Source organism: Streptomyces sp. NPDC028308, from assembly GCF_055565855.1.
The window spans coordinates 69,899-88,228 of sequence record NZ_JBVHTO010000007.1; the positions used below are offsets into that span (position 1 = coordinate 69,899).

The 18,330-nt window shown below is 74.8% G+C and carries 14 protein-coding genes; 13 read left to right on the forward strand and 1 reads right to left on the reverse strand.

Annotation, left to right across the window (positions count from 1 at the left end):
• The first annotated feature begins 50 nt into the window (after nucleotides 1-50).
• The 7 genes from ACZ4VA_RS17105 to cobI are packed head-to-tail and all read left to right on the forward strand — an operon-like array spanning nucleotide 51 to nucleotide 10,988.
• Entirely contained in the window at nucleotides 51-992 is a 942-nt protein-coding gene (locus tag ACZ4VA_RS17105) for a cobalamin biosynthesis protein (RefSeq protein WP_356173548.1), read from the forward strand.
• Nucleotides 989-2,497 (forward strand): cobyric acid synthase, encoded by a 1,509-nt coding sequence (locus ACZ4VA_RS17110; protein ID WP_356173546.1) that lies wholly within the window; start codon nucleotides 989-991, stop codon nucleotides 2,495-2,497. The genes ACZ4VA_RS17105 and ACZ4VA_RS17110 overlap by 4 nt, the downstream gene beginning before the upstream one ends.
• Nucleotides 2,494-6,147 (forward strand): cobaltochelatase subunit CobN, encoded by a 3,654-nt coding sequence (gene cobN, locus ACZ4VA_RS17115; protein ID WP_468081873.1) that lies wholly within the window; start codon nucleotides 2,494-2,496, stop codon nucleotides 6,145-6,147. Before ACZ4VA_RS17110 ends, cobN begins: the two co-directional genes overlap by 4 nt.
• On the forward strand, nucleotides 6,144-8,210 hold the full coding sequence (locus ACZ4VA_RS17120) for a putative cobaltochelatase (protein WP_452921283.1): 2,067 nt from the start codon (nucleotides 6,144-6,146) through the stop codon (nucleotides 8,208-8,210). The genes cobN and ACZ4VA_RS17120 overlap by 4 nt, the downstream gene beginning before the upstream one ends.
• The gene (gene cobO, locus ACZ4VA_RS17125) at nucleotides 8,210-8,809 is read left to right on the forward strand and encodes a cob(I)yrinic acid a,c-diamide adenosyltransferase (RefSeq protein WP_355794744.1); all 600 of its coding nucleotides are present in this window, start codon (nucleotides 8,210-8,212) and stop codon (nucleotides 8,807-8,809) included. Before ACZ4VA_RS17120 ends, cobO begins: the two co-directional genes overlap by 1 nt.
• On the forward strand, nucleotides 8,803-10,260 hold the full coding sequence (locus ACZ4VA_RS17130) for a cobyrinate a,c-diamide synthase (protein WP_468081876.1): 1,458 nt from the start codon (nucleotides 8,803-8,805) through the stop codon (nucleotides 10,258-10,260). The genes cobO and ACZ4VA_RS17130 overlap by 7 nt, the downstream gene beginning before the upstream one ends.
• Nucleotides 10,257-10,988 carry a precorrin-2 C(20)-methyltransferase gene (cobI, locus tag ACZ4VA_RS17135; protein ID WP_356173532.1) on the forward strand — a complete coding sequence of 244 codons (732 nt, stop codon included), beginning with the start codon at nucleotides 10,257-10,259 and terminating at the stop codon, nucleotides 10,986-10,988. The genes ACZ4VA_RS17130 and cobI overlap by 4 nt, the downstream gene beginning before the upstream one ends.
• A gap of 35 nt (nucleotides 10,989-11,023) precedes the next feature.
• Here the strand turns inward: cobI and ACZ4VA_RS17140 are convergent, their stop codons facing one another.
• Nucleotides 11,024-11,752 carry a ZIP family metal transporter gene (locus ACZ4VA_RS17140; protein WP_356173529.1) on the reverse strand — a complete coding sequence of 243 codons (729 nt, stop codon included), beginning with the start codon at nucleotides 11,750-11,752 and terminating at the stop codon, nucleotides 11,024-11,026.
• A 115-nt stretch (nucleotides 11,753-11,867) separates the two neighbouring features.
• On the opposite strand from ACZ4VA_RS17140, the gene cobM reads away from it, so the two are divergent.
• The 6 genes from cobM to cobC are packed head-to-tail and all read left to right on the forward strand — an operon-like array spanning nucleotide 11,868 to nucleotide 18,311.
• Nucleotides 11,868-12,686, forward strand: a complete 819-nt coding sequence (cobM, locus tag ACZ4VA_RS17145; protein WP_356173527.1) for a precorrin-4 C(11)-methyltransferase — start codon at nucleotides 11,868-11,870, stop codon at nucleotides 12,684-12,686.
• Nucleotides 12,683-13,942: a precorrin-6y C5,15-methyltransferase (decarboxylating) subunit CbiE gene (gene cbiE / locus ACZ4VA_RS17150; protein WP_355790957.1), complete on the forward strand. Its 1,260-nt coding sequence runs from the start codon at nucleotides 12,683-12,685 to the stop codon at nucleotides 13,940-13,942. The genes cobM and cbiE overlap by 4 nt, the downstream gene beginning before the upstream one ends.
• Nucleotides 13,939-15,639 carry a precorrin-3B C(17)-methyltransferase gene (cobJ, locus tag ACZ4VA_RS17155; protein WP_452921277.1) on the forward strand — a complete coding sequence of 567 codons (1,701 nt, stop codon included), beginning with the start codon at nucleotides 13,939-13,941 and terminating at the stop codon, nucleotides 15,637-15,639. Before cbiE ends, cobJ begins: the two co-directional genes overlap by 4 nt.
• A complete protein-coding gene (locus ACZ4VA_RS17160; RefSeq protein ID WP_355790951.1) occupies nucleotides 15,636-16,292 on the forward strand; it encodes a precorrin-8X methylmutase in 657 nt (218 codons plus the stop codon). The genes cobJ and ACZ4VA_RS17160 overlap by 4 nt, the downstream gene beginning before the upstream one ends.
• Nucleotides 16,289-17,221, forward strand: coding sequence for a sirohydrochlorin chelatase (locus tag ACZ4VA_RS17165; protein ID WP_356173522.1), 933 nt, complete (start codon nucleotides 16,289-16,291; stop codon nucleotides 17,219-17,221). Before ACZ4VA_RS17160 ends, ACZ4VA_RS17165 begins: the two co-directional genes overlap by 4 nt.
• Entirely contained in the window at nucleotides 17,211-18,311 is a 1,101-nt protein-coding gene (cobC, locus tag ACZ4VA_RS17170) for an Rv2231c family pyridoxal phosphate-dependent protein CobC (protein ID WP_356173520.1), read from the forward strand. The genes ACZ4VA_RS17165 and cobC overlap by 11 nt, the downstream gene beginning before the upstream one ends.
• The last annotated feature ends 19 nt before the right edge of the window (nucleotides 18,312-18,330 follow it).

An 18,330-nucleotide genomic window follows, 5' to 3' on the forward strand; every position in this document is an offset into this window, starting at 1 on the left:
GGTCTTGTTGAGTACGAGGGTTCTACTTCACCCCACGGCGGGCTGACGCCGTGCGTGCCGATCGCGTCTTCGCGTACGGCGCCACCGCCGGCCTCCTCGGCGACCTGCTCCTCGGCGATCCCCGCCGCGGGCACCCGGTCGCCGCTTTCGGACGGGCCGCGGGCGCCGTGGAACGGGTGCTGTGGCGGGACCACCGCGGGTGGGGCGCGCTGCACACCGCCGTCTGCGTGGGCGGCGCCGCCGGGCTCGCCGCGCTGGCGAGCCGTTCCGTACGCCCCTCCCCCGCCGCCGCCGTCGCGCTGACCGCCGCCGCCACCTGGGCCGTCGTAGGCGGCACCTCCCTCGGCCGTGAGGCCCGCGCCGTGGGCCGCGCGCTGGAAGCCGGGGACGTCGACGCCGCCCGTGAGCGGCTGCCACACCTGTGCGGGCGGGACCCGCAGGCGCTGGACGCCGACGGGATCGCCCGGGCCGTGGTCGAGTCCGTCGCCGAGAACACCTCCGACGCCGTGGTGGGAGCCCTCGTCTGGGGCGCCGTCGCCGGGGTGCCCGGACTGGTCGCCTTCCGGGCCGTGAACACCCTGGACGCCATGGTCGGCCACAAGTCGGCCCGCCACCGCCGCTACGGCTGGGCCTCCGCGCGGCTCGACGACGTCGCCGGCTGGCCGGGTGCCCGGCTCACCGCCGTCCTCGCGGCCGTCGCGGGCGACGACCCGCGCGGCGCGGTCCGCGCCTGGCGCGCCGACGCCGGCCGCCACCCGAGCCCCAACGCCGGTCCCGTGGAGGCCTCGTTCGCGGGGGCGCTGGGCGTGCGGCTCGGCGGGACCCTCTCCTACGGCGGCAGGGTCGAGCACCGGCCCGTGCTGAACGGGAGCGGCCGAGCCGTCGGGGTGCACGACATCGAACGGGCCGTACGCCTGTCGCGCCGGGTGAGCCGGCTCGCGCTGGGCGTCTGCGTCGCGGGACGACTGCTGTCGAAGGGAGCGAGGCCGTGAGCGGCGGGCTGCTGGTCGCCGGAACCACCTCCGACGCGGGCAAGAGCGTCGTGACCGCCGGGATCTGCCGGTGGCTGGTGCGGCAGGGCGTGAAGGTGGCGCCCTTCAAGGCGCAGAACATGTCCCTCAACTCCTTCGTCACGCGCGAGGGTGCGGAGATCGGGCGGGCGCAGGCCATGCAGGCGCAGGCCGCCCGCGTCGAGCCGACCGCGCTGATGAACCCCGTGCTGCTCAAGCCGGGCAGCGACCGCAGCAGCCAGGTCGTGCTGATGGGGAAGCCGGTCGGCGAGATGAGCGCGCGCGGCTACCACGGGGGCCGCCAGGAGGCGCTGCTCGGGACCGTGCTGGAGTGCCTGGCCGAGTTGCGGGGCACGTATGACGCGGTGATCTGTGAGGGGGCCGGCAGTCCTGCCGAGATCAATCTGCGGCGCACCGACATCGTGAACATGGGCATCGCCCGCAACGCGCGCCTGCCCGTCCTGGTGGTCGGGGACATCGACCGGGGCGGCGTCTTCGCGTCCTTCTTCGGCACGGTCGCGCTGCTCAGCCGCGAGGACCAGGAGCTCGTCGCCGGGTTCCTGGTCAACAAGTTCCGCGGGGACGTCTCGCTGCTGGAGCCGGGCCTGGAGATGCTGCACGGGCTCACCGGCCGGCCCTCGTACGGCGTCCTGCCGTTCCGGCACGGCCTCGGCATCGACGAGGAGGACGGACTTCGGGTGTCCCTGCGCGGGAGCGTCCGGGAGTCCGTCGTGGCGCCGCCGGTCGGCGAGGACGTGCTGCGGGTCGCCGTCTGCGCGGTGCCGCTGATGTCCAACTTCACGGACGTCGACGCCCTCGCCGCCGAACCGGGCGTCGTCGTGCGGTTCGTGGACCGGGCGGAGGAACTGGCCGACGCGGACCTGGTCGTCGTACCGGGCACCCGTGGCACGGTGAACGCCCTGCGGTGGCTGCGGGAGCGCGGCCTCGCGGACGCGATCGCGCGCAGGGCCGCCGAGGGGCGGCCCGTCCTCGGGATCTGCGGCGGCTTCCAGGCCCTGGGCGAGCACATCGAGGACGACGTCGAGTCGCGGGCGGGCCACGTCGAGGGGCTCGGACTGCTGCCCGTGCGGGTGCGGTTCGCGCGGGAGAAGACGCTCACGCGGCCCGTCGGCGAGGCGCTCGGCGAGCACGTCGAGGGCTACGAGATCCACCACGGGGTCGCCGAGGTCACCGGCGGCGAACCCTTCCTGGACGGCTGCCGGGTCGGCGCCGTCTGGGGCACGCACTGGCACGGCTCGCTGGAGTCGGACGGGTTCCGGCGGGCGTTCCTGCGGGAGGTGGCGGCCGCCGCGGGCCGCCGGTTCGTGCCGGCCGCCGGCACGTCGTTCGCCACCCTGCGCGAGGAGCAGCTGGACCTGCTCGGCGATCTGATCGAGGAACACGCGGACACGGACGCGCTGTGGCGGCTCATCGAGTCGGGCGCTCCGACAGGACTGCCTTTCATCCCACCGGGAGCACCCGCATGAGCACAGTGTTGTTGTTGTCGACCGCCGACACGGATCTGCTGGCGGCCCGGGCCTCCGGCGCCGCGTACCGGATCGGCAACCCGAACCGGGTAGACGTCGCCGAGGAGCTGCCCGCGCTGGTGACGGGCGCGGACGTCGCCGTCGTACGGCTGCTGGGCGGCAAGCGGGCCTGGGAGGACGGGCTGGCCGCGCTGCGGGCGTCCGGGATCCCGACCGTACTGCTCGGCGGGGAGTCCGTACCGGACGCCGAGCTGATGGCGGAGTCGTCCGTGCCGGCCGGTGTCGTCGCGGAGGCGCTGCGCTACCTCGTCGAGGGCGGCCCGGAGAACCTGACCGAACTGGCGCGCTTCCTCTCGGACACCGTGCTGCTCACGGGTGAGGGCTTCGAGGAGCCGAGGAAGACGGCCGAGTTCGGGGTGCACGGCGAGCGGGACCTGGCCGAGGGCCGCCCGACCGTCGGCGTGCTCTTCTACCGGGCCCACGAACTGTCCGGCAACACCGCCTTCGTCGACACGCTGTGCGACGCGATCGAGGCGCGCGGCGCCAACGCCCTCCCGGTGTTCTGCGGTTCGCTGCGCGGTGCCGACGCCGGGCTGTACGAGATCCTCGGGAAGGCGGACGCGCTGGTCGCGACCGTCCTCGCGGCGGGCGGCACGCACGCCTCCGAGGCCTCGGCCGGCGGCGACGAGGAGGCCTGGGACATCGGGGCGCTCGCCGACCTCGACATCCCCGTCCTGCAAGGGCTGTGCCTCACCTCCTCGCGCGCCGCGTGGGACGCCTCGGACGCCGCCCTGTCCCCGATGGACGCGGCGATGCAGGTCGCGATCCCGGAGTTCGACGGACGTCTGATCACCGTGCCGTTCTCCTTCAAGGAGCAGGGCCCGGACGACGTGCCGGTGTACGTCGCCGACCCCGAGCGGGCCGCGCGGGTGGCCGGGATCGCCGTACGGCACGCACTGTTGAAGCACAAGCCGAACGCGGAGAAGAAGCTCGCCCTGGTCTTCACCGCCTATCCGACCAAGCACTCCCGGGTCGGCAACGCGGTCGGTCTCGACACCCCCGCCTCCGCCGTCCGCGTCCTCGACGCGCTGCGGGACGCCGGGTACGCGCTGACCGAATACCCGGACAACGGCGACGAGTTGATCCACCGGCTCATCGAGGCCGGCGGCCACGACGTCGAGTGGCTCACCGAGGAGCAGCTGGCGTCCGCGCCCGCACGGGTGCCGCTCGCCGACTACCGGGCGTGGTTCGACACGCTCGACCCCGCGCTGCGCGAGGGCATGCTGGAGGCGTGGGGCGAGCCGCCCGGCTCGCTGTACGTCGACGGCGACGACATCGTGCTGGCCTGCCTCCAGTTCGGGAACGTCGTCGTGATGATCCAGCCGCCGCGCGGCTTCGGCGAGAACCCGATCGCGATCTACCACGACCCGGACATGCCGCCGTCGCACCACTACATGGCGGCCTACCGTTGGCTGGAGAACTCCTTCGGCGCGGACGCCGTGGTGCACATGGGCAAGCACGGCACCATGGAGTGGCTGCCGGGCAAGGGACTCGGGCTCAGCGGCGGCTGCGCGCCCGACGCCGTGCTCGGCGAACTCCCCCTGGTCTACCCGTTCATCGTCAACGACCCCGGTGAGGGCACGCAGGCCAAGCGGCGCGGGCACGCCACCGTGGTCGACCACCTGGTGCCGCCGATGGCCCGCGCGGACACCTACGGCGACCTCGCCAAGCTGGAGCAACTCCTCGACGAGTACGCCCTGGTGTCCGATCTGGACCCGGCGAAGGCGCCCGCGGTGCGCGCGCAGATCTGGACGCTGGTGAAGGCGGCCGAGCTGCACCACGACCTGCACGTCGACGAGCAGCCGGACGACGAGACGTTCGACGAGTTCGTCATGCACATCGACGGCTACCTGTGCGAGATCAAGGACGTGCAGATCCGCGACGGACTGCACATCCTGGGCGGCGGGCCCGAGGCCGAGCCGCGCGTGAACCTCGTGCTGGCCGTGCTGCGCGCCTCGCAGGTGTGGGGCGGCCAGGCCAACGCCCTGCCGGGGCTGCGGGCCTCGCTGGCGGCGCATTTCGGCCTGTCCGAGAAGGAGTTGCTGGCCGAGCCGGGCGCACCGGTGAAGGTGCCGGCGGAACTCACCGACCTGGTCGGGGGCCCGGCGCGGACCGGCGCCGACGCGGTCGACCTGCTGGAGCAGCTGTGCCGCCGGATCGCGCTGGGCATGGAGGAGCGCGGCTGGGCGACGTCCGAGGCCGCCCCTCTCGTGCGGGAGGTCCTCGGCGCCGAACTCCCGGACGGGGTCGCGGTGGTGGAGTTCGCCTGCCGTGAGGTCGTGCCGCGGCTCGCCCGCACGACGGACGAGATCGGGCACATCCTCAAGGCGCTGCGCGGCGGTTACGTCCCGGCCGGCCCGTCGGGTTCGCCGACCCGCGGACTCGTCAACGTCCTGCCGACCGGCCGCAACTTCTACTCCGTCGACCCCAAGGCGATCCCGTCCCGGCTCTCCTGGGAGGTCGGCCAGGCGCTCGCCGACTCCCTCGTGGCCCGCTACCTCCAGGACACCGGTGAGTACCCGACGTCCGTCGGACTGACCGTGTGGGGCACGTCCGCGATGCGCACCCAGGGCGACGACATCGCGGAGATCCTCGCGCTGCTCGGCTGCCGGCCGGTCTGGGACGACGCGTCGCGACGGGTGACCGGCTTCGAGATCGTGCCCCTGGCGGAGCTGGGCCGGCCGCGCATCGACGTCACCGTGCGGATCTCCGGTTTCTTCCGGGACGCGTTCCCGCACGTGGTCGGGCTGCTCGACGACGCGGTGCGGGCGGTGGCCGAGCTGGACGAGCCCGCGGACGCCAACTTCGTGCGCCGGCACGTCGACGAGGACACCGCCGAGCACGGTGACCGGCGGCGCGCCACGGCCCGTATCTTCGGCTCCAAGCCGGGGGCGTACGGCGCCGGGCTGCTCCCGCTCATCGACGCGCGGAACTGGCGCTCGGACGCGGACCTCGCCGAGGTGTACGCGGTGTGGGGCGGTTACGCGTACGGGCGCGGGCTGGACGGGCGGGCGGCGCGCGGCGACATGGAGACCGCGTTCAGGCGGATCGCCGTGGCCGCGAAGAACGTCGACACCCGCGAGCACGACCTGGTCGACGCCGACGACTACTTCCAGTACCACGGCGGCATGGTGGCCATGGTGCGCCATCTGACCGGCGCCAGCCCCGAGGCGTACGTCGGTGACTCCGCCACCCCGGACCAGGTGAAGACCCGCACCCTGGGCGAGGAGACGCACCGCGTGTTCCGGGCCCGGGTGGTCAACCCGCGCTGGATGGCGGCGATGCGGCGGCACGGCTACAAGGGCGCGTTCGAGATGGCGGCGACCGTCGACTACCTCTTCGGGTACGACGCGACGGCCGGTGTGGTCGACGACTGGATGTACGAGAAGCTCAGCGCGGAATACGTCTTCGACGCGGAGAACCGGGACTTCATGAAGAAGTCCAACCCGTGGGCCCTGCGCGGGATCACGGAACGGCTGCTGGAGGCGGCCGAGCGCGGCCTGTGGGCCGAACCGGACGCGCGGACGCTGGAGCGGCTGCGCGCCACCTACCTGGAGCTCGAAGGCGATCTGGAGGGCGACGACCAGTGAGTACCCCATTCCCGTTCACGGCCGTCGTCGGTCAGGACGACCTGCGGCTCGCGCTGCTGCTGAACGCCGTCTCGCCCGCGGTGGGCGGCGTGCTGGTGCGCGGCGAGAAGGGCACCGCCAAGTCGACCGCCGTACGCGCCCTTTCGGCCCTGATGCCGGAGGTGGACGTCGTCGCGGGCTGCCGCTTCTCGTGCGCGCCCGGCTCGCCCGACCCGGCGTGCCCGGACGGGCCGCACGAGGTGGGCCCCGGGGTGTCCCGGCCGGCCCGCATGGTCGAGCTGCCCGTCGGCGCCTCCGAGGACCGGCTCGTGGGCGCGCTGGACATCGAACGCGCCCTGTCCGAGGGCGTGAAGGCCTTCGAACCCGGCCTGCTGGCGGACGCGCACCGCGGCATCCTGTACGTCGACGAGGTCAACCTCCTGCACGACCACCTGGTCGACCTGCTGCTGGACGCGGCGGCGATGGGTGCCTCGTACGTGGAGCGCGAGGGCGTCTCGGTGCGGCACGCCGCCCGGTTCCTGCTCGTCGGCACGATGAACCCCGAAGAGGGCGAGCTGCGGCCGCAGTTGCTCGACCGGTTCGGGCTGACGGTCGAGGTCGCGGCCTCGCGTGAGCCGGACCAGCGGGTGGAGGTCGTGCGCAGGCGGCTCGCCTACGACGACGATCCGGAGGGCTTCGCCGCGCGCTGGGCCGACGAGGAGTCGGCGGTGCGGGCCCGGATCGTGGCCGCCCGTGACCTGCTGCCCTCCGTGCGGCTCGGCGACGGGGCGCTGCGGCAGATCGCGGCGACCTGCGCGGCCTTCGAGGTCGACGGCATGCGGGCCGACATCGTGATGGCGCGTACCGCGACCGCGCTGGCCGCGTGGGCCGGCCGGACCGAGGTGCTTGCGGAGGACGTGCGGCAGGCGGCGCTGCTGGCGCTGCCGCACCGGCGCCGGCGCAACCCGTTCGACGCCCCCGGTCTCGACGAGGACAAGCTCGACGAGACGCTGGAGGAGTTCGGCGGCGGGGACGGCACGGACGGCGACGACGACCCGGACCCGGACGGACCCGACGGCGGCGGGCGTCCGCCGCAGGACGGACCGCGGGACGGCCCTCAGGACGGGCCGGCCGAGACGCAGGACGGGCCTCGGGAGGCGGCCGGCAGCCCGGAGCCCGGCGGTGACGAGGCCGCGCGCCCGGAGGCGGGCGAGAGCGGGCAGCCGGGGTCCTCCGGCGCCGGCGAGCAGCAGCCCGCGCGGGCGGCGGAGCCGTTCCGCACCAAGGTGCTGAGCGTGCCGGGGCTGGGCGAGGGCGCCGCCGGGCGGCGGTCCCGGGCACGGACCGAGCACGGCCGCACCACCGGCTCGCGGCGGCCCCGGGGCACCCTCACCAAGCTGCACCTGGCGGCCACCGTGCAGGCGGCGGCCCCGCACCAGAAGGCGCGCGGCCGCTCGGGGCGCGGTCTCGTCGTACGGCGGGACGATCTGCGCCAGGCCACCCGCGAGGGGCGCGAGGGCAACCTCGTCCTGTTCGTGGTGGACGCCTCCGGGTCGATGGCGGCCCGGCAGCGGATGAGCGCGGTGAAGGGAGCGGTGCTGTCGCTGCTGCTCGACGCCTACCAGCGGCGGGACAAGGTGGGACTGGTGACCTTCCGCGGCTCGTCCGCCGACGTGGCGCTGCCGCCCACCTCCTCGGTGGACGCGGCGGCGGCCCGGCTGGAGTCGCTGCCCACGGGCGGCCGGACGCCGCTGGCGGCCGGTCTGCTCAAGGCCCACGACGTGCTGCGGGTGGAGCGGCTGCGGGACGCGGCGCGCCGCCCGCTGGTCGTCGTGGTGACGGACGGCCGGGCGACCGGCGGTCCGGAACCGGTGGCGCTCGCGGGGCGGGCGGCCCGGCTGTTCGCGGCCGATTCCGTCGCCTCCGTGGTCGTGGACTGTGAGACGGGGCCGGTGCGGCTCGGGCTCGCGGGGCAGCTCGCGCGTGAACTGGAGGGCACCGCGGTCACGTTGGACGAACTGCGGGCCGACTCGATCGCCGGGCTCGTCCGGGACGTGCAGGGAACCAACAGGAGGGCCGCGTAATGCCGCAGGGACAGCCGAGCGTCGTACCGGACGACGGACTGACGACACGTCAGCGACGTAACCGTCCGCTGGTCGTGGTGCACACCGGGATCGGCAAGGGCAAGTCCACAGCCGCCTTCGGGCTCGCGCTGCGCGCCTGGAACCAGGGCTGGCCGATCGGGGTGTTCCAGTTCGTCAAGTCGGCGAAGTGGAAGGTCGGCGAGGAGAACGCGCTGCGCGTGCTGGGCGCCAGCGGCGAGGGCGGCACCGTCGACTGGCACAAGATGGGCGAGGGCTGGTCCTGGGTCCAGCGCGACGCGCAGATGGACAACGAGGAGAAGGCCCGCGAGGGCTGGGAGCAGGTCAAGCGCGACCTGGCCGCCGAGACCTACCGGCTGTACGTCCTCGACGAGTTCGCCTACCCGATGCACTGGGGCTGGATCGACACCGACGAGGTTGTGTCCGTGCTGCGGGACCGGCCGGGCACGCAGCACGTGGTGATCACCGGGCGCAACGCCCCGGAGAAGCTGGTGGAATTCGCCGACCTCGTGACCGACATGTCCAAGGTCAAGCACCCGATGGACGCGGGCCAGAAGGGCCAGAGGGGCATCGAGTGGTGACGGGCGTCCCCCGGCTGGTCGTCGCCGCGCCCTCTTCGGGCAGCGGCAAGACCACCGTGGCCACGGGGCTGATGGCGGCCTTCGCCGGGCGGGGGCTCGCCGTGTCCCCGCACAAGGTGGGGCCGGACTACATCGACCCCGGGTACCACGCGCTCGCCACCGGGCGCGTGGGACGCAACCTCGACGCGTACCTGTGCGGCCCCGAGCTGGTCGCGCCGCTCTTCGCGCACGGCGCCCGCGGCTGCGACCTCGCCGTCGTCGAGGGCGTGATGGGGCTGTACGACGGTGCGGCCGGGCAGGGCGAGCTGGCGTCGACCGCGCACGTCGCGAAGCTGCTGCGGGCGCCGGTCGTCCTGGTCGTCGACGCGTCGTCGCAGTCGCGGTCGGTGGCCGCGCTGGTGCACGGGTTCGCGTCCTGGGACCCCGAGGTGCGGGTGGCCGGGGTGATCCTCAACAAGGTGGGCTCGGACCGCCACGAGGCGCTCCTGCGGGAGGCCCTGGACGCGTCCGGGGTGCCCGTGCTGGGGGTGCTGCGCCGGGCGCCGCAGGTGGACACGCCGTCCCGGCACCTGGGGCTCGTGCCCGTCGCCGAGCGGCGGGACGGAGCGGTGGAGGCCGTCGCCGCGATGGCCGCGCAGGTCCGCGAGGGCTGCGACCTGGACGCGCTGTTCGCGCTGGCGCGCAGTGCGCCCGCGCTGACGGCCGGGGAGTGGGACGCGGCCGAGGCCGTGGCGCCCGCGCCGTCCGCCGGTGTTCCCGGAGCCGCGGACCGCGCCACCGCTCCTCAGGCCGACCAGGGGGCCCGCCCCCGATCGCCGGGCGGACCCGACGGTACCCGGCCGGCGAGGGGCAGGACGGTCGCCGTCGCCGGAGGGCCCGCCTTCACGTTCTCCTACGCCGAGCACGCCGAGCTGCTGGCCGCCGCCGGTGCCGAGGTCGTCACGTTCGACCCGCTGCGGGACGAGCAACTGCCGGAAGGCACGGGCGGGTTGGTGATCGGGGGCGGGTTCCCCGAGGTGTACGCCCCGGAGCTGTCGGCCAACGAGCCGCTGCGCAAGGCCGTCTCGGAGCTGGCGCTCGCCGGGGCACCCGTGGCCGCCGAGTGCGCCGGACTGCTGTACCTGTGCCGTGAGCTGGACGGGCAGCCCATGTGCGGGGTGCTGGACGCCACGGCCCGGATGAGCGAGCGGCTCACCCTCGGCTACCGGGACGCCGTCGCCGTGTCCGACAGCGCGCTCGCCGCGGCCGGGACGCGGATGCGCGGGCACGAGTTCCACCGCACCGTCGTCGATCCCGGCGCCGGGGCTGCTCCCGCCTGGGGCGTGCACGCCCCGGGACGCCGGACCGAAGGTTTCGTCCAACAAGGTGTGCACGCGAGTTATCTGCACACGCACTGGGCGTCCGCGCCCGGTGTCGCCCGCCGGTTCGTGGAGAGGTGCCTGACGTCATGAGCAGCAAGCTGATCGGGGTCGGGGTCGGACCCGGCGACCCGGAACTGGTGACCGTCAAGGGCGTCAACGCGCTGCGGGCGGCGGAGGTCGTCGTGGTGCCCGTGCTGGACACCGGCGAGCGGGGGCGCGCCGAGGCGACCGTCCTGCACTACGTGCCCGAGGAGAAGGTCGTACGGGTCGTGTTCGCGCTCAACGAGCGGACGGACCGGGAGCGCCGCGAGGCCGCCTGGGACGCGGCCGGCGAGCGGGTCGCGGGGCTGCTCGAACGGCACGGCACCGTCGCCTTCGCCACCATCGGCGACCCCAACGTGTACTCGACGTTCACCTACCTCGCCCAGACCATCGAGCGGGCCCTGCCGGGCACGGTGGTCGAGACCGTGCCGGGCATCACCGCCATGCAGGATCTCGCCGCCCGCTCGGGTGCCGTCCTCACCGAGGGGACGGAGCCGCTGACCCTGGTCCCGGTGACCGCGGGGGCCGCCGTCCTCAAGGACGCGCTGCACGGGCCGGGCACGGTCGTGGCGTACAAGTTCGGACGGCAGGCGCACGAGGTCGCGGCGGCGCTGCGCGAGACCGGGCGCCTGGACGACGCCGTGTGGGGGTCGGCTCTCGGGCTGCCCGAGGAGTCCATCCGGCCGGCCGCCGACCTCGACGGCGGGGCGCTGCCCTACCTCTCCACGCTGATCGCGCCCGCGCCGCGCGACGGCGGGCGGGGCGGGAAGTTGTGAACCGCGACCGGCGTCCGCCTGCCCGCCGCGCGCCCTCACTGCGCGATGCCCACCACCAGCCAGATGAAGGCCGCGCCCGCGACCGTGAACAGCAGGGTCGAGCGGGCCGGGTGCTCGTGGTGCGCCTCGGGCAGGATCTCGGCGGCGGCCAGGTAGAGCAGTACGCCGCCGAAGAGGCCGAGGTAGCAGCCGAGCGCCTGTTCCGGGATGGTCACGAAGAGGGTCGAGGCGGCTCCGGCCACGGGTGCCACCGCGTCCGCGAAGAGCATGAGGAGCGCTTTGCGGCGGGCGTTCCCGTACAGGCTCGTGATCGTGTACGTGTTGAAGCCGTCCGCGAAGTCGTGGGCGACGACGGCCAGTGCGACCGCCAGCCCCATGCCGCCGCCCACCTGGAAGGCGGCGCCGATCGCCACGCCGTCCATGGCGCTGTGCCCGACCATGGCGGCGGCCGCCGTCAGGCCCACCTCGGGCGCGCGCGGGTCGCGTTCCTCGCCGCCGTGCGCGGCCCGGCGGGTGGCGAGCAGCCGTTCGCCCAGATGGGCCAGCAGGAACCCGGCCACGAACAGCAGCAGCGCGGCCGGTACGCCGAAGATCTCGCCGCCCGCCGCCTCCAGTGCCTCGGGCAGCAGGTCGAGGCCGACCACGCCCAGCATCAGGCCGCCGGCCAGGCCCAGCACCAGATGACGACGGTCGGTCACCCGCTGTGCCGTCCAGCCGCCGGCCAGCGTCATCAGGAACGCGCCGAGCGCGACGAAGACCGCCATAGGCCCTTGCTATCCGATCGACCCCCGTTCACGCACGTCCGGCGGCGCAGCGCCGCCTGACGTCCCGCCCCGCGCGACCCGCAGTACCCGTATCCGTAGGAGAGGACCGATTCCCATGGCCGATGCCCCCACCGGCAAGGTGACCTTCGTCGGTGCCGGCCCCGGCGCCGCCGACCTGTTGACGTTCCGTGCCGCGCGCGCCATCGCGGACGCGGACATCGTGATCTGGGCGGCCAGCCTGGTGCAGGCGGAGGTCCTCGACCACGCGCGCGAGGGCGCCGAGATCCTGGACTCGGCGACGATGTCCCTGGAGGACGTCGTCGCCGTGTACGAGCGGGCCGCCCGGGAGGGCCTCAAGGTGGCCCGGATCCACTCCGGGGACCCCGCGCTGTGGGGCGGCACGCAGGAGCAGGTCGACCGGTGCGCCGAACTGGGCGTCGAGACGGAGATCGTCCCGGGCGTCTCCTCCTTCTCCGCGGTCGCCGCCCTGGCCCAGCGGGAGCTGACGATCCCCGAGGTCGCGCAGTCCGTGATCCTCACCCGGCTCGGCGGCGGCAAGACGCCGATGCCGCCCGGCGAGGAGGTCCGGGAGTTCGCGCGGCACGGCACGACGATGGCGCTGTTCCTGTCGGCCGCCCGCAGCGGGCAGCTCGTCCGGGAACTGCTGGAGGGCGGCTACCCGACGTCCACTCCCGTGGTCGTCGCCTACCAGGCGACCTGGCCGGAGGAGCTGATCGTGAAGTGCACGATCGGCACGCTGGAGGAGACCGTCAAGGAGCACAAGCTCTGGAAGCACACCCTCTTCCTGGTGGGACCGGCGCTCGACGCGAGCGGCACCCGCTCACACCTGTACCACCCCGGGCACTTCCACGGCTTCCGCAAGGCCGACCCGGAGGCCCGCCGGGCGCTGCGCGCGCGAGGTGCGACGACGTGATCACCGTCGTCGGTACGGGTACGGGGGCGCCCCCGCCCACTCAAGCCGAGGCGGCGCTCGCCGGGGCGGGGCTCGTCGTGGGCGGCCGTCGGCACCTGGCCGCCGTGCGGGTGCCCGGCACGGCGGAACGGATCGTGCTCGGCCCGCTGGCGCCGGCGCTGGACGCGATCGAGCGGCACCTGGACAAGCACGGGGACGCGCAGCCGGTCGTCGTGCTCGCCTCCGGGGACCCGGGGTTCTTCGGGATCGTGCGGGCCCTGGCCGAGCGGTTCGGGCCGGAGCGCCTGGCGGTCTCGCCCGGTGTCTCCTCCGTCGCGACCGCGTTCGCGCGGCTCGGCCTGACCTGGGACGACGCGGTCGTGGTGAGCGCCCACGGGCGGGACCTGCGGACCGCGGTGAACGTCTGCCGCGCGCATCCGAAGGTGGCGGTGCTGACCGGGCCCGGCGCCGGTCCCGCCGAGCTGGGGGCCGCGCTGGCCTACCGCTCCGGCGAGCGCGTCCTCGTCGTCGCGAGCAGCCTTGGCGACCCCGGAGGCGAGCGGGTGGAGCGGGTCACGCCCGCCGAGGCCGCGACGCGCGACTGGGGCCCCGCGGTGAGCGTCGTGCTGTGCCTGGACGAGTCGCGTGCCGTGGCCCCCGTCCGCACGGTGGCGGGGCCGCCGGAAGGGCCGGCCCGGTGGGCGCTGGCCGAGACCGACTTCGCGCACCGCGACTCGATGATCACCAAGTTCGAGGTGCGGGCCCTTGCGCTGGCCCGGCTCGGCCCGCGGCGGGGCGACCTCGTCTGGGACGTGGGTTCCGGTTCCGGGTCCGTCGCCGTCGAGTGCGCGCGCTTCGGCGCCGCCGTCACCGCCATAGAGAAGACGCGGGACGGGGTGGAGCGCATCCGCGCCAACGCGGCGGCGCACGGTGTGGACGTGCAGGTCGTGCACGGTGCCGCGCCGACCGTGCTGTCCGACCTGGACGACCCGGACGCCGTCTTCATCGGCGGCGGGGGCCGGGAGCTGCCCGTCATCGTCACGGCGTGCGCGCGGCGGGCGCGGCGGGCGGTCGTGGTCGCCATGGCCGCGCTCGACCGGGTGCCCGCCGTCCGGGAGGCGCTGACCGCCGCCGGGTTCGACTGCGAGGGCGTCCTGCTCCAGTCGTCCCGGCTCGCGCCGCTGCCGGGTGAGGTCACCCGGCTCGCCGCGACCAATCCCGTTTTCCTGCTGTGGGGCGTCCGGCCTCCGGCCAGTACCGAAGGAGTCCCTCAGTGATCGGCCTGATTTCCGCGACGGCGGCGGGCGCGGCTGCCCGTGACCGGCTGGCCGCGGCCTGGCCCGGCCGTACCCGGGTGTACGACGGGTCCGGCGGCTCCGTCGGGGACGCCGTGCGGCTGGCCTTCGCCGAGTGCGACCGGCTGGTGTGCTTCCTGGCCACGGGCGCGGTGGTGCGGATCGTCGCGCCGCTGCTGGGCGACAAGGCGTCCGACCCGGGGATCGTGTGCGTCGACGAGGCGGGCCGGTTCGCCGTGTCCCTGGTGGGCGGGCACGGCGGCGGCGCCAACGAACTGGCCCGCGAGGTGGGCGGGTTGCTCGGTGCCGAGCCGGTGATCACCACCGCGACGGACGCCGTCGGGCTGCCCGGTCTCGACACCCTGGGCTTCCCTGCCGAGGGGGACGTCGCGGCGGTGTCGCGGGCGCTGCTCGACGGGGAGCCCGTGGCGCTTGAGGCCGAACTGGCCTGGCCGCTGCCGCCGTTGCCGGTGGGCACGCACGGCGCGTACACCGTCCGCGTCACCGACCGGGCCGTCGGGCCCACCGAGCGCGAGGCGGTGCTGCGGCCGCCGTCCCTCGTCGTCGGCGTCGGCGCCTCCAAGGGCGCTCCGGTGGACGAGGTCCTCGCGCTGGTCGAGGACGCGCTGCGGGACGCCGGGCTGTCCGTGAAGTCCGTCGCCGCGCTCGCCACCGTCGACGCGAAGGCCGGCGAGCCCGGCATCGTGGGGGCGGCCGAACGGCTCGGGGTGCCCGTGGTGACGTACGCGGCCGAGGAGTTGGCCGCGGTCGAGGTACCGAACCCCTCCGACGCGCCGCTGGCCGCCGTCGGCACGCCGTCCGTGGCGGAGGCCGCCGCGCTGGCCGGCGGGGGTGAACTCCTCGTGCCCAAGCGGAAGTCGGTACGGGCGGACGGGCTGCCCGCGATGGCGACCTGCGCCGTCGTCCGCCGGGTGCCCCGGGGCCGGCTCGCGGTGGTCGGCCTCGGTCCGGGGGCGCGTGACCTGCTCACCCCGCGGGCGAAGGACGAACTGCGGCGCGCGGCCGTGCTCGTCGGCCTCGACCAGTACGTCGACCAGATCCGCGACCTGCTCCGTCCCGGCACCCGGATCCTGGAGTCCGGGCTCGGCGCCGAGGAGGAACGCGCGCGCACCGCGGTGGCGGAGGCCCGCCGCGGACAGGCCGTCGCGCTGATCGGCAGCGGGGACGCGGGCGTGTACGCCATGGCATCGCCGGCGCTGGCCGAGGCATCCGACGACATCGACGTCGTCGGGGTGCCCGGGGTGACCGCCGCGCTCGCGGCCGGGGCCATCCTGGGCGCGCCGCTCGGACACGACCACGTGTCGATCAGCCTGTCCGACCTGCACACGCCGTGGGAGGTCATCGAGCGGCGGGTGCGCGCCGCCGCGGAGGCCGACATCGTCGTGACGTTCTACAACCCGCGCAGCCGGGGCCGCGACTGGCAGCTGCCCAAGGCCCTCGCGATCCTCGCGGAGCACCGCGAGCCCTCGACGCCGGTGGGTGTCGTGCGGAACGCGTCGCGTCCGGACCAGAGCAGTCTGCTCACCACGCTCGCGGGACTCGACCCGGCCGTGGTGGACATGATGACCGTGGTGACCGTGGGCAACACGGCGACCCGTGAGATCGCCGGGCGCATGGTGACGCCGCGCGGCTACCGCTGGCAGGAGGAGCCCAAGTGAGCGAGTACGGGACGGTGTCGCCCGCGAGCCGGGTCGTGCACCCCATCGAGCAGGAGTCCTTCCGGCGGCTGCGGGCGCGTCTGGACACCTCGGGCCTCCCGCCGCTGACGCGGGCGGTCGTGGAGCGGGTCATCCACTCCGCCGCCGACCTCGACTACGCCGACGACCTCGTCATGGACGAGCGGGTGCTGGAGAGGGCGCACGCGGCGCTGCACGCGGGGGCGCCCGTCGTGGTGGACGTCGAGATGGTCGCGGCGGGGATCACCCGGCGCGACACCGTGTGCCGGCTCAAGGACGCCAAGTCCGGTCCCGGGCTGACCCGTTCGGCGCACGCGATACGCCTCGCGCTGGAGGACGTCGGTCCCGGCGCGATCTGGGTCGTCGGCTGTGCGCCGACCGCCCTGGAGGAACTGCTCACACTGAACGCCGATCCCGCGCTCGTCATCGGTCTGCCCGTCGGTTTCGTCGGGGCGGCCGAGTCCAAGGCCGCGTTGCGCGAGAGCGGGCTGCCCGCTGTCAGCAACGTGTCCGAGAAGGGCGGTTCCGCGGTCGCCGCGGCCGCGCTGAACGCCCTGCTGTACCACCCCGTGCCACCGGCCGCCGAGGCCGCTCGGACCGCCGAGGCCTTCCAGGCCGCTAAGGAGAAGTCGTGACCACCCCTCCCCCCGCCCTGCTCATCGCCGGACACGGCACCCGGGACGAGGCCGGTGCCGAGGCCTTCCGCGCCTTCGTGCGGGAGCTGGGCCGCCGCCACCCCGAACTGCCCGTCGCCGGCGGCTTCATCGAGCTGTCGCCGCCCCCGCTCACCGAGGCGGTGGGCGAGCTCGTCGAGCGGGGCGTACGCCGTTTCGCCGCCGTCCCGCTGATGCTGGTGTCCGCCGGGCACGCCAAGGGCGACATCCCGGCGGCGCTGAACCGCGAGAAGGAGCGGCACCCCGGGATCTCGTACACGTACGGGCGTCCGCTGGGCCCGCACCCCTCGCTGCTGGCCGTGCTGGAGCGGCGCGTCGAGGAGGCGCTGGGCGCCGGTCCGGAGCGGACGCCCGGTGACCGGGCCGACGTGACCGTGCTGCTCGTCGGACGCGGTTCGACCGATCCGGACGCCAACGCCGAGGTGCACAAGGCGGCCCGGCTGCTGTGGGAGGGCCGCGGCTACGCCGGGGTGGAGACCGCGTTCGTGTCGCTGGCGGCGCCCGACGTGCCGTCCGGGCTGGACCGCTGCGCGAAGCTCGGCGCCCGGCGGATCGTCGTGCTGCCCTACTTCCTGTTCACGGGGATCCTGCCGGACCGGGTGCGGCAGCAGACGGAGGGCTGGGCCGCCGCGCACCCCGAGGTGGAGGTCCGCTCCGCCGACGTCATCGGCCCCGAGCCGGAGCTGCTGGACCTGGTCATGGAGCGCTACCGGGAGGCGGTGCAGGGCGATCTGAGGATGAACTGCGACTCGTGCGTGTACCGCATCGCGCTGCCGGGCTTCGAGGACAAGGTCGGCATGGCGCAGCAGCCGCACTTCCACCCGGACGACGACGGTCACCACCACGGACATCACGGAGACCACGCGCACTCGCACTCCCATGCCCACTGAGGGCGTGTCCGGGGCCGGTGCGGCCGGTTCCGCGGGGACGGCGCACGACCTGCGTCACCACGGTGACGCAGAGGTCCGTGACGACGGCTCGGCGCTCACCGACCTCGCGGTGAACGTCCGGGCCGACACGCCGCCGGAGTGGCTGCGGGAGCGGATAGCCGCGTCGCTCGCGGGGCTCGCCGCCTATCCGGACGGGCGGGCGGCGCGGGCGGCGGTGGCCGCGCGGCACGGGCTGCCGGTGGAGCACGTGCTGCTGACGGCCGGTGCGGCGGAGGCGTTCGTACTGCTCGCCCGTGCCCTGAAGGTGCGTCACCCCGTGGTGGTGCACCCGCAGTTCACGGAGCCGGAGGCGGCGCTGCGGGACGCCGGGCACACCGTCGAGCGGGTCCTGCTGCGCGAGCGGGACGGTTTCCGGCTCGACGCGGGGGCCGTGCCGGACAGCGCGGACCTCGTCGTGATCGGCAATCCGACCAACCCGACGTCGGTCCTGCATCCGGCGGACCGGATCGCCGAACTGGCCCGCCCCGGGCGGACGCTGGTGGTCGACGAGGCGTTCATGGACGCCGTGCCCGGCGAGCGCGAGGCCCTCGCCGGGCGGACGGACGTGCCCGGGCTCGTGGTGCTGCGCAGCCTCACCAAGACGTGGGGTCTGGCGGGGCTGCGCATCGGGTACGTGCTGGCCGCCCCGGAGACGATCGCGGAACTGGAGCGGGCCCAGCCGTTGTGGCCGGTCTCCACGCCCGCCCTCGCCGCGGCGGAGGCGTGCGTGTCGCCGCAGGCGCTCGCGGAGGCCGGTCACGCCGCGCACCGCATCGCCGCGGACCGGGCCCATCTCGTCGCGGGACTGCGGGAGTTCGGGTCCGACGGGCTGCGGGTGGTGGAGCCGGCGGAGGGCTCCTTCGTGCTCGTGCGGCTGCCCCGGGCGGGCGCCGTGCGCCGGCATCTGCGGGATCTGGGGTTCGCCGTGCGCCGTGGCGACACCTTCCCGGGACTGGGAGAGGAATGGCTGCGGCTCGCGGTGCGGGACCGGGCGACGGTGAATCGTTTCCTTCAGGCGCTGGACCGGGCGGTGACGCTCGCCGGGGACTGAGGCGCGGGGCCCGTGCCCC